Annotated in this window: 12 protein-coding genes, 1 other RNA gene and 1 pseudogene; 7 read left to right on the top strand and 7 right to left on the bottom strand. The window is 72.3% G+C overall.

Annotation, left to right across the window (positions count from 1 at the left end; all coding sequences use genetic code 11):
• Nucleotides 1-615: DUF3025 domain-containing protein (locus HA630_RS16195; RefSeq protein ID WP_166835993.1), on the top strand; the 615-nt coding region annotated here is incomplete at its 5' end.
• Nucleotides 616-726: 111 nt separating this feature from the next.
• Nucleotides 727-1,596 carry a protease HtpX gene (htpX, locus tag HA630_RS16190; protein ID WP_166835338.1) on the top strand — a complete coding sequence of 290 codons (870 nt, stop codon included), beginning with the start codon at nt 727-729 and terminating at the stop codon, nt 1,594-1,596.
• A gap of 63 nt (nt 1,597-1,659) precedes the next feature.
• On the opposite strand, the gene HA630_RS16185 is transcribed toward htpX, so the two are convergent.
• From HA630_RS16185 to HA630_RS16170, 5 genes and pseudogenes are all read right to left on the bottom strand, one after another.
• Nucleotides 1,660-2,901 carry an OmpA family protein gene (locus HA630_RS16185; protein WP_166835336.1) on the bottom strand — a complete coding sequence of 414 codons (1,242 nt, stop codon included), beginning with the start codon at nt 2,899-2,901 and terminating at the stop codon, nt 1,660-1,662.
• An 11-nt stretch (nt 2,902-2,912) separates the two neighbouring features.
• Nucleotides 2,913-3,209 (bottom strand): hypothetical protein, encoded by a 297-nt coding sequence (locus HA630_RS23740; RefSeq protein WP_243855491.1) that lies wholly within the window; start codon nt 3,207-3,209, stop codon nt 2,913-2,915.
• A 414-nt stretch (nt 3,210-3,623) separates the two neighbouring features.
• A pseudogene (locus HA630_RS26610) lies at nt 3,624-3,755 on the bottom strand (double zinc ribbon domain-containing protein); the annotation flags it as partial.
• A 66-nt stretch (nt 3,756-3,821) separates the two neighbouring features.
• Nucleotides 3,822-5,666: an NAD(P)/FAD-dependent oxidoreductase gene (locus HA630_RS16175; protein WP_166835989.1), complete on the bottom strand. Its 1,845-nt coding sequence runs from the start codon at nt 5,664-5,666 to the stop codon at nt 3,822-3,824.
• 16 nt (nt 5,667-5,682) lie between these two features.
• Nucleotides 5,683-7,296, bottom strand: a complete 1,614-nt coding sequence (locus tag HA630_RS16170) for a diguanylate cyclase (protein WP_166835986.1) — start codon at nt 7,294-7,296, stop codon at nt 5,683-5,685.
• Between the two features lie 94 nt (nt 7,297-7,390).
• Here HA630_RS16170 and rnpB point away from each other — a divergent pair.
• An RNA gene (rnpB, locus tag HA630_RS16165) (RNase P RNA component class A) lies at nt 7,391-7,774 on the top strand.
• Nucleotides 7,775-7,779: 5 nt separating this feature from the next.
• Here rnpB and HA630_RS16160 read toward each other — a convergent pair.
• Together HA630_RS16160 and HA630_RS16155 are read right to left on the bottom strand one after the other, a co-directional pair.
• Nucleotides 7,780-8,508 carry an RNA pseudouridine synthase gene (locus HA630_RS16160; protein ID WP_166835983.1) on the bottom strand — a complete coding sequence of 243 codons (729 nt, stop codon included), beginning with the start codon at nt 8,506-8,508 and terminating at the stop codon, nt 7,780-7,782.
• Nucleotides 8,501-10,159, bottom strand: coding sequence for an MBL fold metallo-hydrolase (locus tag HA630_RS16155; protein WP_166835981.1), 1,659 nt, complete (start codon nt 10,157-10,159; stop codon nt 8,501-8,503). Before HA630_RS16155 ends, HA630_RS16160 begins: the two co-directional genes overlap by 8 nt.
• Before the next feature lie 139 nt (nt 10,160-10,298).
• Here HA630_RS16155 and HA630_RS16150 point away from each other — a divergent pair, with 139 nt between their 5' ends.
• Genes HA630_RS16150 through HA630_RS16135 form a run of 4 tightly spaced genes read left to right on the top strand, consistent with a single transcriptional unit; the run spans nt 10,299 to nt 13,611 of the window.
• Complete coding sequence (locus HA630_RS16150) at nt 10,299-10,952, top strand: OmpA family protein (protein WP_166835979.1); 654 nt, start codon at nt 10,299-10,301, stop codon at nt 10,950-10,952.
• A gap of 37 nt (nt 10,953-10,989) precedes the next feature.
• The gene (gene dapF, locus HA630_RS16145) at nt 10,990-11,874 is read left to right on the top strand and encodes a diaminopimelate epimerase (RefSeq protein WP_166835977.1); all 885 of its coding nucleotides are present in this window, start codon (nt 10,990-10,992) and stop codon (nt 11,872-11,874) included.
• Between the two features lie 35 nt (nt 11,875-11,909).
• On the top strand, nt 11,910-12,599 hold the full coding sequence (locus HA630_RS16140; protein ID WP_166835975.1) for a DUF484 family protein: 690 nt from the start codon (nt 11,910-11,912) through the stop codon (nt 12,597-12,599).
• 19 nt (nt 12,600-12,618) lie between these two features.
• Nucleotides 12,619-13,611 (top strand): tyrosine recombinase XerC, encoded by a 993-nt coding sequence (locus tag HA630_RS16135; RefSeq protein WP_166835974.1) that lies wholly within the window; start codon nt 12,619-12,621, stop codon nt 13,609-13,611.
• Nucleotides 13,612-13,651: the final 40 nt, after the last annotated feature.

The following is a 13,651-nucleotide window of genomic DNA, read 5'->3' as shown; positions in this document are numbered from 1 at the left end:
TACGAGAGCCACATCCATGCCACCGGCGCCGTGCCCACGCGCGAGAACCTGCACGACTTTTTCAACGCCCTGTGCTGGATGCGTTTTCCGCAGACCAAGCGGGAGCTGAACCGGCTGCAGGCGGGTGCCATAGCCCAGGCCGGGGGCGTGCAGGCCACCCGGGGGCCGCTGCGCGACGCGCTCACCCTGTTCGACGAAAACGCCTTGCTGCTGCAGGCGCCCGAGCCGCTGTGGGACGCCTTGCGCGCCCGCGACTGGGCACGGCTGTTCCTGACCTTGCGCCCGTTGTGGGCGCAGGCCACGGCCGTGACCTTTGGCCATGCGCTGACCGAAAAGCTGGTGGCGCCCTACAAATCCATCACCGCCCACGTACTGTGCCTGCCGGTGCCACCCAACCTGCCGCCCGACCCGGGCACCGGCGCGCACCCCTGGGACAGCTGGCTGGCGGCGCAGCTGACACCCGCGTGGCTGGCCACCAAGCCCTACACGCCCCTGCCGGTGCTGGGCCTGCCCGGTTGGTGGCCTGCCAACCAGGACCCGGCCTTTTACGCCGACCCCGACGTGTTCCGCCCGCCACGCCCGCGCCGCCCGCCGCCGCCCACGGTCCCCACTTGAGGCCGCGCCACACCGCCCTTATATGATGCGAAAGCGTGGGTCCGCGCGGGAACCTGTGCCGTGGCCCGCGGTCATACGCCCCATCACCCCACCACCGGAGTCACCACTGACATGAAACGCATTCTCTTGCTGGTTCTGACCAACCTGGCCGTCATGGCCGTGCTGTTGATCACCACCCGCATCCTCGGCGTGGACCGCTTCCTCACCGCCAACGGCCTGAACCTGACGGCGCTGGCCGGCTTCTCGCTCGTCATCGGTTTCGGTGGCGCCTTCATCTCGCTGCTGATGTCCAAGCCCATGGCCAAGTTCAGCACGGGCGCGCGCGTCATCGGCCAGCCGCAAACGGCGGACGAGGCCTGGATCGTGCAGACCGTGCAGAAATTTGCCGACAAGGCCGGCATCGGCATGCCCGAGGTCGCGATTTTCGAGGGCGACCCCAACGCCTTCGCCACCGGCGCCTTCAAGAACTCGGCCCTGGTGGCGGTCTCCACCGGCCTGCTGCGCAACATGACGCGCGACGAGGTCGAGGCCGTCATTGGCCACGAGGTCGCGCACATCGCCAACGGCGACATGGTGACCATGACCCTGATCCAGGGCGTGATGAACACCTTCGTCGTGTTCCTGAGCCGGGTCATCGGTTACGCGGTGGACAGCTTCCTGCGCAAGGGCGACAGCGAGAGTTCCGGCCCCGGCATCGGCTACATGGTCACCACCATCGTCATGGACATCGTGCTGGGCTTCCTGGCCGCCATCATCGTGGCCTGGTTCAGCCGCCAGCGCGAGTTCCGCGCCGACGCCGGTGCCGCCGCCCTGATGGGCCGCAAGCAGCCCATGATCAACGCGCTGGCCCGCCTGGGGGGCCTGCAGCCGGGCGAACTGCCCAAGAGCATGGCGGCCATGGGCATCACCGGTGGGCTGGGCAAGCTGTTCTCCACCCACCCGCCGATCGAGGAGCGCATCGCCGCGCTGCAGCAGGGCTGACCGCGCGTCAGGTCCGTTGCCACCACCCGCCCGGCGTCCAACGCCCGGCGGGTTTTTTTGACCTCAGCAGGGGCGGACCTTGAACTCGACGCGGCGGTCCAGGGCGTCGCGCAGGTCGTCGGTGCCCGAGCCGACGATGTTTTCGCGGAAGCCGATGCCGGTGGCATTGAGCCGGCCGCCCAGGTTGGGCGACAGGGTTTCGAGCTGCTTCTGCACCGCGGCGGCGCGTTGCAGCGACAACCGGTCATTGTACACCTCGTTGCCGGTGCGGCTGGTGTGTCCGGCCACGGTCAGGCAGGCCTTGACGCTGTCGGCCTCGCGCGCAATCTGGCGCAGCCACATGGCATAGGGCGCGCTGATTTTCGGGTCGGCGATGTAGGCGGTGGAGCCGGGGCTGAACAGGAAGCGCACCGACAGGTTGTTGGTGGCCAGGCCCAGCCCGACGATCTTGCCGAAGGTGGTTTCCGCCGCGGCCGGCTGGTTCAGCTGCACCTGGCACAGGTAGACGCCGTTGAGGGCCTTCATCTGTTGCGCCCCTGGCTGGGTGGCGGCCTGCTGGTACAGGGGCAGGGCGCGGTCGCACTGGCCGTTTTCGTAGCCCTGGTCGGCCTGGGCCACCAGCGCGGCCACCGGCAGTTTGGACAGGTAGAGGTTGTCGGCCTCCTGACCGGTCGCGGTCCGGGCGGTCTTGATCTGGCCTTCGGTGGCGCGGTCTTTGGACAACGCAGGGCTGTCGCGGAAGAAGGCGGTCGGGGTCTCGTCCACCCCCTGGGCCCGCACCCGGGCCACGCTGTGGGCGATGACGAAGCCGGACCTCACGTCGGTCAGCGACACGTGGATCAGAAAGCCGCGGGCGCTGCCCGCCTCGCCGGTGGGGGTGAGGGTGCTGGTCACCACAAACGGGGCCTGGCCGGCGTTGGTGGGGCTCAGCGGTGCGACTTCGTGCCCGGGCAGGCGCGCGGCCAGTTGGGTTTGCAAACCCCGGTCCATGTAGCGGGTGGCGGCGGTTTCCTGGCCGGCCGCGCCTTCCACCACCCGGTCCACCACCACCAGGGGCCGGGTCTTGGCGTCGGCTTTCAGGATCTGCTGCAAGGCGTTCTGGGCCGGGGCAAACCCGGGCGCGCGCAGGGCCTGCGCCACCAGGTCGTCCACCGCGAACTGGAGGCCCTGGTCCAGCAGCGCTTCGCGCGAGAGAGCGCTGGGACGTTCGGGCGCGGGCGGGTTGGACACGCAGCCGCCCAGCGCCAGGGCGGTGCCGAGGGCCAGGGCCGACAGGGGAAGCGAGCGGGGCAGTGAACGGGTCATGGTGGGCGCTTTCATTGGCACTGTTGCAGGAGTTCTTGCCGTTCGCTGGGCGAGATGGTTTCGCCCAGCGCCATTTTGTTGAGCAGCCGGGTGCAGCGCGGCGAGGCGGAAACCGGCGCCGGCGCGGGGGGCGGGGCCGGCTTGGGGACCGCAGACGCCGGCGCTGGCTTGGCCGGCGCGGTAGCTGGTGCAGGTGCAGGTGCAGGTGCAGGTGCAGGTGCAGGTGCAGGTGCAGGTGGCGCGGCCACCTCGGCCGCGGGCGGTTCGGTCGCGGGAGCCGGTTCCCGCACCGCTGCTTCGTCAGGCACGGTGGGTGGCGGTGGGGGCGGGGCCGGTGGCGCCTCCACAGCGACAGGCGGAGCCGGGGGGGATACGGGTTCGGGGGCGGTGTCGGGGCGCAGCAACGCCCAGGCTCCGGCACCCACCGCGCCCAGCACCAACAAACCCCCCAGCCAGCCCAGCCAACCGCGCGGTGCAGGCCTGGTCGGTGGTACCGTGGCTGGAGCTGGAGCTGGAGCTGGAGCTGGAGCTGGAGCTGGAGCGGGTTCCGGTGCAGGTGCAGGGTCCGCCGGTCCTGCAACGGCGCCTGGGGCCGGTGCGGCCTCCGGGACGGGCATTGGCGCAGGCCCCAGCTGGGGCTGTGGCGTGGGGAGCGGGGTCGGGTCCGGAGCCGCCTCGGGGACCCCCACGGGTGGCGTCAGAAAGCCGTGACCGCAGCCGGCGCAGAAGCGGGCCTCGGGCTTGTTGGCCGTGCCGCAGGCCGGGCAAGACCGTGCGAGCGCGGTGCCGCATTGCTTGCAGCGTTTGGCGCTGTCCCGGTTGTCGGTGCCGCAGTTTCCACAAGTGATGCCCATCGGTCCCATCCCTCCCTGGTCGGTTCGCCTGCCATTCTAGTGGGGCAGTCGGGGCGTTGGCTGGCCTCAGGCCGGGGTGGGCACCTCCAGGGCGGCGCGGGCCACGGCCTCGGCCACCTTGAGGCCGTCCACCCCCGCCGACAAAATGCCGCCGGCGTAACCCGCGCCTTCGCCGGCCGGGTACAGGCCGCGCACGTTCAGGCTCTGGAAGTCGTCGCCGCGGGTGATGCGCAGCGGCGACGAGGTGCGGGTTTCCACCCCGGTCATCACCGCGTCGGCCATGTCGTAGCCTCGGATCTTGCGGCCGAAGGCGGGCAGGGCCTCGCGCATGGCCTGCACCGCGTAGTCGGGCAGCACCTGGGCCAGGTCGCCCAGCTTCACGCCGGGTTGGTACGAGGGCTGCACCCCGCCGAACTGCACCGAGGGCCGTGCGGCCAGGAAGTCGCCCACCAACTGGCCGGGCGCTTCGTAGTTGCGTCCGCCGGCCTCGAAGGCGCGGCTTTCCAGCTGGCGCTGGTACACCACACCGGCCAGGGGATGGGTGCGGCCCTGGGCATGCAGGGCCTGGGCTTGGGCGGCGTAGCGCGGGCCGGCCGCGTCGCCGAAGGCGGCGGTCCAGGCCGCGGCGTCCAGCGGGTAGTCGGGCGGGTCGATGCCCACCACCATGCCGGCGTTGGCGTTGCGCTCGTTGCGCGAATACTGGCTCATGCCGTTGGTGACGACGCGACCCGGCTCGCTGGTGGCGGCCACCACCGTGCCGCCCGGGCACATGCAGAAGCTGTAGACCGCGCGCCCGTTGGCGGCGTGGTGCACCAGCTTGTAGTCGGCCGCGCCCAGCAGCGGGTGGCCGGCGTGTTTGCCCCAACGCGCGCGGTCGATCACGCTTTGCGGGTGTTCGATGCGCACGCCGATGGAGAACGGCTTGGGTTCCAGGTAGACACCGGCGTCGTGCAGCGTGGCGAAGGTGTCGCGCGAACTGTGGCCCAGGGCCAGCACCACCTGCTGGCAGGGCAGCTCGTGCTCGGTGCCGGTGGCCAGGTCCTGCACCCGCAGACCGCGCAGGCGTTTTGGGGCCCAGCCCTCGGGGGCGGGGGCGCCCGGGGTGTCGTCCAGCAGCACCCCGGTCACGCGCTGCTGGAAGCGGATCTCGCCGCCCAGCGCGGTGATCTGCTCGCGCAGCGCCTCCACCACCTTCACCAGCTTGAAGGTGCCGATGTGCGGGTGGGCCATGTAGAGGATTTCGGGCGGGGCGCCGGCGGCCACGAATTCCTGCATCACCTTGCGGCCCAGAAAGCGCGGGTCCTTGATCTGGCTGTAGAGCTTGCCGTCGGAAAACAGCCCCGCGCCGCCTTCGCCGAACTGCACGTTGGACTCGGGTGTGAGCACCTGCTTGCGCCACAGGCCCCAGGTGTCCTTGGTGCGCTGGCGCACCGGGCGACCGCGTTCCAGCACGATGGGCTTCAGCCCCATTTGCGCCAGCGCCAGCGCGGCGAAGATGCCGCAGGGGCCAAAGCCCACCACCACCGGGCGCTCGGCTTCGTCCGCCGGCCAGCCGGCCGGGGCGTGGGCGGGCGCGTGCCAGGCCATGTCGGGCGTGGGCTGGATGTGGGGGTGCTGGGCGAACCGGGCCAGCAGCGCCGCTTCATGCGCGGGGTCGGCCAGGGTCACATCGACGATGTAGACCGCCAGCAGCTCGGCCTTGCGGGCGTCGAAGCTGCGCTTGAACACCTGCAACCCGGCGAGGTCGCCGTCGGCCAGGCCCAGGGCCTGCGCGGCCAGGGCGCGCAGCGCGGCCACGGGGTGGGGCGGGGGGGCGCGGTCGGCCTCGGTTTCGGTGGGGGCGTCGGCGGCGCGGCGCGCCTCCACCGGCAGGGCGGACAGGGGCAGTTTCAGTTCGGACAGGCGGATCATGGCGGGCTCGTGGTCATCAAGCAACGGAGGGGGTGGATGATACGGAATCCGCCGCGGCCATGCGGGCGCAGTGCCGGCCCTGGGCCTTGGCCTGGTAGAGGGCGCGGTCGGCCGCCGCGACCAGCGCCTGCAGCGTGGCGCCGTGCGCCGGGTGCAGCGCCACCCCGGCGCTGGCCGACACCGGGCACGGCGTCATCGGGTAGGGCTGGGACAGCGCCTCCACGATGCGCTCGGCCGTGGCCAGGGCGTGCGCCGGGTCGGTGGCGCTCAGCAGCACCATGAACTCGTCGCCGCCCAGCCGCGCCACCGTGTCGCTCTGGCGCACCGCCAGTTCGATGCGGCGCCCGGCCTCCACCAGCACCGCGTCGCCCACCGCGTGGCCCTGGGAGTCGTTCACGTCCTTGAAGTGGTCGAGGTCGATCGCCACCAGCGCCAGCGGCTGGCCGCTGCGCAGGCTCGCGGCCAGCTGGCGTTGGGCGATCTCGGTGAACATGGCGCGGTTGGCCAGTTGCGTCAGCGGGTCGTGCTGGGCGGCGAAGGTGACCTGGCGCATGGCCTGGGCGGCCTGGCGCAGGGCCTCGCCCACGGCCTCGGCCTCGCGGAACTGCACTTCCGGGACCGTCACCGCCTCGCCGGTGCTCAGGGCCTTGGCCGCGGCGTTGATGTCGTGCACCGTGGCCAGCACCCGCCGTGCCAGCCCCAGGGCCAGCAGCAGGCCGCTGCCCAGCACCAGCACGGTGATGCCGGCGACCCGCCACACCAGCGGGCCGATGGCGGCGTGCAGCGTGTCCTCCTGCACCCCCACCGCCACGCCCCAGCCCCAGCGCGCCGAGCGCTTCACTGCGCTGTAGGCCATCTGCCCCTCTTTGGTGGGCAGGCGCAGCTGGCTTTCGGGGGCCGCCGCCAGCGCCGCGCGCAGGGCCGGCACCGCCGGTTCGCCCACGAAGCGCTGCGCGTCGCGCGAACGGCCGGCGATGGTGCCGGTGTTGTCCAGGATGGCGATCAGCCAGCCCTCGGGCAGGGCCTGGCGCGCCAGCAGGGCGTTGAGGCGCTCGGGCGCCAGGCCGATGTTCAGGCTGTACACCACCTCGCCCTGACGCCGCACCGGCACGCCCATGGCCAGCGCGTGGCGCTGGGTGACCGGGCCGATGAACAGGTCGGTCAGCACGGTGGTGCCGTCGGTGAACACCCGGTCGAGCTGCGCCGGGGTGCCGGTGGCCGGCAGCGGCTGGCCGGGCGGCACCAGGGTGTTGAGCACCTGGCGCCCGAGCCGGTCGGTCAGGATGTAGTTGTACACGGTGCCCGCCACCAGTGCTTCACGGGCGCGGCGGTGGAAGCCGGGCAGGTCGTCGGTGAGCAGCTCGGGCGCGGTGGCCAGCACCTTGAGCGCCGATTCGATGGCCGACAGTTCGTTTTCCAGGTCGGCCGCGACCTGGCGTGCCAGCAGCAGGGTGCTCTGTTCGGCCTGGTTGCGCTTGAGTTCGAACTGGTTGTAAAGCAGCCAGGCGTTGACGATGGCCGCCGGCAGCACGCACAGCGCCGCCAGCACCAGCAGGCTGGTCTTGAGGGAATAGCGGTGCTTGCCTGCGTAGACAGGGGCGGGACGGGCGGCGGCGGGCGAGGGCGGCATGCAAGCCTGACGGGTCGGTCGTTGGCTCGCATCATGGCCGCTGGCGGCCGCGCTGGCAAGCGGCCCGCTGCGGCATGGGGGATAATGCAAGGGTGAAGCCTGCCAGACCGCCGCTGGTGCAAGCGCCGAAAGGCCGCACTGGAGGAACGTCCGGACTGCACAGGACGGCGCAGGAGCTAACGGCTCTCCACCGCGAGGTGAGGATCAGAGCAACAGAGACGAGTCCCCGGGGACCAACCGCTTCGGCGGCAGGAGCCTGGGGGGTGAAACGGGCAATCTCTGCGCGCAGCAACACCAAGTAGGCCAGCCACGGGAGCAGGGCGACCTCTCTCGACCTTGTGGTTCCGCAAGGCGAGCTGGCGGGTAGGTGGCACCGAGCCATTGGGGCGACCCATGGCCCAGAGGAATGGCGGTCACGTTGGGCCGTTCGCAAGAACGGCCCAATGCACAGAATCCGGCGTACCGGCAGACTTCACACTTTATTCAGAAACGCTCGTGCAGGCCCAGCACGCGCCAGCCGCCCACCGGCAGGGCGCCCAGGGCCACCCGGCCCAGCCGCAGCCGGTGCAGCAGCGTGGCCTGCAGGCCGGCGCTGCGCAGCCAGTCCGGCAGGCGCTGCGGGGTGTAGGTTTTCACCGCCAGGCGCAGGCGGGTGCGTTCGGGGCTCTGGCTGCCCACGCTCAGTTTCAGGCTGGGGGTGCGCGGCCCCCAGGCCATCTCGGCCTTGCGCTGGTCCAGCCGCGCCAGCACGTCCGGCCCCACGGCGCCGGGCAGGTCCAGCATCCATTCGTGTTCCAGCAGCGGGCCGTCTTCGCGCAACACCCGCAGCACGCCGGGGCTTTGGGCGAACACCGCCAGCCCGGTGCTGGCCGCCGGCATGGGGCTGACGCAGCGCAGGTGCTTCAGGTGCCAGGGGCGCAGCGTGTCGTTCGGGGCCAGCAGGCCGGTCAGGGGCTGGTCCGGTGCCAGGGTCACGCCGGCCGGCTTGTGCCACACCAACGTCACGGCCTGCAGGGGTGCGGCCGTCGCGCCAGGGGCCACCGCCACGGCCTCGTCGGTCACCCGCTGCGCCGGGTCGTCGGCCACCGCGCCATTGACCGTCACCCAGCCGCCTTCGATCAGCCGCTCCGCGTCGCCGCGCGAGCAACCGTGCAGCGCGGCCACGCGCTTGGCCAGCCGTTCGCCCTCGGCGCGGCGGTTCGGGTCAGACATTGAAGCCCCCCAGGCTCTGGATGCGTTCGACGTGCGCCAGCAGCGAGCGTTTGGCCACCGGCCACAGGCGCTCGGGCACGTCGTCGTAGGCGCGGGCCACCCAATCGTCGGGGCTGCCGTGGGGCAGGGCGCGCATCGCGGCGGCAACCTTGGCCTCGCGCTTGAGCCGGTGCTGCCTCAGCTGGGCGATGGCTTGGGGCGCCTCGCCCAACACGTATCCGTGCGCCGGCAGGATGAAGTCCACCCCGCCGGCCTCGCAGGCCGCGCGCAGCCGGTCCAGCGACTGCAGGTAGGCGTCCATGTTCCCGTCGGGCGGGTCGATGACGGTGGTGCTGCCGTTGAGGATGTGGTCGCCGCTGAACAGCAGGCCGTCTTCTTCCAGCACCAGGCACAGGTGGTTGGCGGCGTGGCCGGGGGTGTGCAGCACGCGCAGGGTGTGGGTGGTCTGGCCGTCGGCGCTGCGCAGCACCAGGCGTTCGCCGTCGGCCAGTTCGCGCTCGGGCGTGAAGCGGCTGTCGGCGCGCGAGGTGGCGGCGCTGGCCAGGCCCAGAATCGGCGGGGCGGGTCGGCCGCCGCGCACGCACAGGGCCTGCAGGTGGGCGGCGCCGGGCGAATGGTCGGGGTGCGAATGGGTGCAGACGATGTGGCGGATGTCCCCGCCGGCGGCGCGCCACAGGCGTTCCAGGTGGGCCTCGTCGGCCGGGCCGGGGTCGATGGCGATGTGGCCGCTGGCGGGGTCGCCCACCAGGTAGCTGTTGGTGCCGGGACCGGTCATGAAGCCGGGGTTGGGCGCGGTCAGGCGTTGCACGTTTTTCAGCAGCGCCACCGGGTGGTCGCTCTGCCAGTCGAGGTGGTGGTCCATCTGGCCGTCGGGGCAGACCAGCGCCAGCTCGCCGAACGGGGCTTCATGCTCCATGTAGCGGGCTTCTTGCCCTCCCAGCCAGCCGGCGCGCGGGCAACTGGTCCACAGCGGCTGCTCGGTGGCGGCGCAGGCCTGCAGCACCGCGTCCACCGTGGCAAAGCCCTGCAGCCGCTCCAGCGTGCGGATGGTGGGGAAGATGATGTAAAAGTCGCCGGTTGCGTGGCGCGCCAGGGCGTCGGCCGGGCGCACCCAGACCGGCTCGAACTGCTCGCGCTCGTCGGCCACCGGGGTCTGGTCGGCGGGCATGCGCGCCACCAGAAAGGGCACGTCGAAGCGGCGCGGCAGGTCGCGGTCGGTGATCCAGTGCGCCAGCACGAAAACCTGGTCGGCGGCCAGGGTCAGGCCGCGCGCGGCGCATTGGGCGGCCAAGGAGGCGTGGCGGTCCAGCGCGGCGATGTCGTCGGCCCCGGCCCAGCGGCCGTCGGCGTGGCGGGCCAGCAGCACGCCCAGTTCCTCGAAGCTCTCGCGGATGGCGGCGATCGCCTGGGTCAGGTGCGAGTCGCTCTGGCTGGCGCGGCGTCTGGCCTGGGCGTGGGCTGCCGCGTCGGCCGCGTCGATGCCACCGCCCGGGAACACGTAGGCGCCGGGCGCAAAGCTGGCGGTGGTGGCGCGGCGGGTCATCAGCACCTCGGGGCCTGCGGGGCCGTCGCGCAGCAGCAGCACGGTGGCGGCAGGCAGGGGGGCGGCGGGCGTGCGCGGCGGGTACAGCTGTTGGCTGGGGCGAACCATGGGGGCGGGGTCTCCTGTGTCGTGGGGCGCGTCGGGGCGCCCGGTGGGGCAATGGTAAACGTCTGTAAAGGCCGGGGCGCGGGCTTGGATTCCGTGGGGGACCGGCCCATAATCCAAACGCTGACTACAGGAGATTGCCATGCGTACCTTTGCCATTGCAGCCACCGCGCTTGCGGCCACGGTGTTGGTCGGTTGTGCCAACATGTCCGAAGAACAAAAGGCCGGCACCGGCCGGGGCGCCCTCATCGGCGCGGCCGCCGGTGCGGTGCTGGGTGCCGTCACCGACGGCAGTTCCGGGGCGGCCAAGGGCGCGGTCATCGGCGCCGGCGTGGGCGCGGTGGGCGGCCACATCTGGTCCACCCGCATGGAAGAACAGAAGCGCCAGATGGAGGCCAGCACCCGCGGCACCGGCGTGGAGGTGACGCAGACGGCCGACAACCAGCTCAAGCTCAACATCCCCAGCGACGTGTCCTTCGCCGTGGGCCGGGCCGACATCCAGCCCAACTTCCGTCCCATCCTCGACACCTTTGCCCAGGGCCTGGTCAAGAACCCCCAGGCGCGGGTGACCATCATCGGCCACACCGACAGCACCGGCAGCGACGCCGTCAACAACCCGCTGTCGGTCAACCGCGCCGCCAGCGTGCGCGACTACCTGACCGCGCGCGGCGTGCCGGCGGGCGTCATCGCCATCGACGGCCGTGGTGCGCGCGAGCCCATCGCCAGCAACGCCACCGCCGAGGGCCGGGCCCGCAACCGCCGCGTCGAAATGTTCATGGCCGAACCGGCGCGCTGAGCCCGGCGCGGCCCGGAGGCTGCCCGATAATGCGCCCATGCAGGTCTTATTCACCAAAATGCAGGGCGCGGGCAACGACTTTGTCGTGCTCGACGAAACCCAGGGCCGGCTGGGCCTGACGCCGGCCCAGTACCGCTTCCTGGCCGACCGGCACTTCGGCGTTGGCGCCGACCAGATCCTGAGCGTGCGCCCCGCGCCCCACCCGGGGGTGGACTTTGAATACGTGATCCACAACGCCGACGGCGGCGAGGTGGAAAACTGCGGCAATGGCGCCCGCTGCTTCGTGCGTTACGTGCACGACCGTGGCCTGACCCAGCGCAGCCGCGTGCGGGTGCAGGTGGCCCACGGCGAGATGACGCTGCAACTCGACCCCGACGGCCGCGTGACCGTGGACATGGGCGCCCCGGTGTTCGACCTGGCGCGCGTGCCCTTTGACGACACCGGCCTGGCGCCGCAGCCCGAGGGCGGCTGGCGGCTGTGGCCGCTGGCGCTGGACACCCCGGTTGGCGCCCGCACCGCCCCGGTGGCGGTGGTGGGCATGGGCAACCCCCACGCCGTGCTGCGGGTGGACGACGTGGACACCGCGCCCGTGGCCGACTGGGGCCCGCTGATCGAACGTCACGCGCACTTTCCGCGCCGCGTCAACGCCGGCTTTCTGCAGGTGCTGGACCGCGGCCACGCCCGCCTGCGGGTGTACGAGCGCGGCGCCGGCGAAACCCTGGCCTGTGGCACCGGCGCCTGCGCCGCGGTGGTGGCCGGCATCCGCCTGGGCTGGTTCGACGAACGCGTGGACGTGGACCTGCGCGGCGGCCGCCTGACCATCGCCTGGCCGATGGGGCAGGGCCTGGACGCCCCGGTGCGCATGACCGGCCCGGCCACCCCCGTTTTCGAGGGCCGCATCGACGTGCCCGACCTCCCCTGACCCTTCCCGGCCCGACTTTCCCCACGGAGCGCCCCTTGGACACCCGCGACACCCTGCCCCCCATCACCGAAGACGACATCGCGCAGTTTTTGGTCAACACCCCCGACTTTTTCGAGCGCCACGCCGAGCTGCTGGCCAGCGTGCAGCTCACCAGCCCGCACGGCCAGCGCGCCGTCAGCCTGCAGGAACGCCAGGTCGAGATGCTGCGCGAGAAGCTGCGCCACCTCGAACTCAAGGCCGCCGACATGATCCGCCACGGGCAGGAGAACGTCGCCATCGCCAACCGCCTGCAGCGCTGGACGCTGGGCCTGCTGCGCGCGACCGAGCCCGGCGACCTGCCGGCGCTGGTGGCCCACGGCATCGAGGACGAATTCCAGGTGCCGCAGGCCGCCATCCGGCTGTGGGGCGTGGCCGGCGCCTGGGCCGACGCGCCTTATGCCCAGGGCAGCAGCGCCGATGCCCGCGCTTTCGCCACCTCGCTGACTTTGCCCTACTGCGGCAGCAACCCGGGGCTGGAAGCGTCCCAATGGCTGCGCGACCCGACCGCGGCGGCGTCGCTGGCCCTGCTGCCGCTGCGCACGCGGGCCGAGGCCCCGGCCTTTGGCCTGCTGGTGCTGGCCTCACACGACCCGCAACGTTTCACCGCCCAGATGGGCACCGATTTCCTGGTGCGCATCGCGGAATTGGCGTCGGCCGCGCTGTCGCGCCTGCTGCCGGCCGACTGACCTGCCCCCAACGGTCGCCATGTCCACCCCCGACGCCGCCTGGGTCGAACGCTACCTGGCGCATGTGCGGGTGGAGAAGCGCCTGGCCGGCCGCACCCAAGACCTGTATGCCCGGCACCTGCAGGACCTGTTGCAGCGCTGCGAGCAGGCCGGGGTCGGGCTGCTGGCGGTGCGCGATGCCCAGGTGCGGCGCTGGGCGGCGCAGTGGCGCGCGGCCGGGCACGCGCCGCGCGGCATCGCGCTGGTGCTGTCGTGCTGGCGCGGCCTGTACACCTGGCTGGGCCGGCAGGGCGCGGTGCCGCTGAACCCGGTGCAGGGCGTGCGCGCGCCCAAAGCGGCCCAGCCCCTGCCCAAGGCCCTGGGGGTGGAAGACGCGGTGCGGCTGGTGGCCCACCCAGGCGCCCCGATCGACACCCCTGGCGAGGCCCTGGAGCGCGACGCCCTGGCGGCACGCGACCGTTGCCTGGCCGAACTGCTCTACGGCTGCGGTCTGCGCATTGCCGAACTGCTGGGGCTGGACCTGCACCCGGTCCCCGGTTCGCGCGGCTGGATCGACGCCGAAGCGGGCGAGGCCCACGTGCTGGGCAAGGGCAGCAAGTGGCGCAGCGTGCCGGTGGGCGCGCCGGCCCTGGCCGCCTGGCGCGACTGGTTGTCCTGGCGGTCGCTGTGGCTGACGCCGGCGGCCGCAGCGGCCGCGCCCGCGGCCCTGTTCGTCACCCGCCAGGGCGCGCGGCTGTCGGCGCAGGCGGCCCGGCTGCGCCTGCGCCAGCGCGCCCAGGCCGCCGGCCTGGCCAGCCCGGTGCACCCGCACATGCTGCGCCACAGCTTTGCCAGCCACCTGCTGCAGTCCAGCGGCGACCTGCGGGCGGTGCAGGAACTGCTGGGCCACGCCCACATCCGCACCACCCAGGTCTACACCCGGCTCGACTTCCAGCACCTGGCCGGGGTGTACGACGCCGCCCACCCGCGCGCGCGCCGCGGGGCCGAAAAGCCCTCCGGCTCCCCGGACTGAGGGAATCCCCCGGGGGTGTCGCGGTCTGCCACGGTGGACA

It is taken from the genome of Aquabacterium sp. A08 (assembly GCF_011742065.1).
The sequence above is the reverse complement of the archived record's forward strand: the minus strand, read 5'-3'. Positions and strand labels throughout refer to the sequence as shown.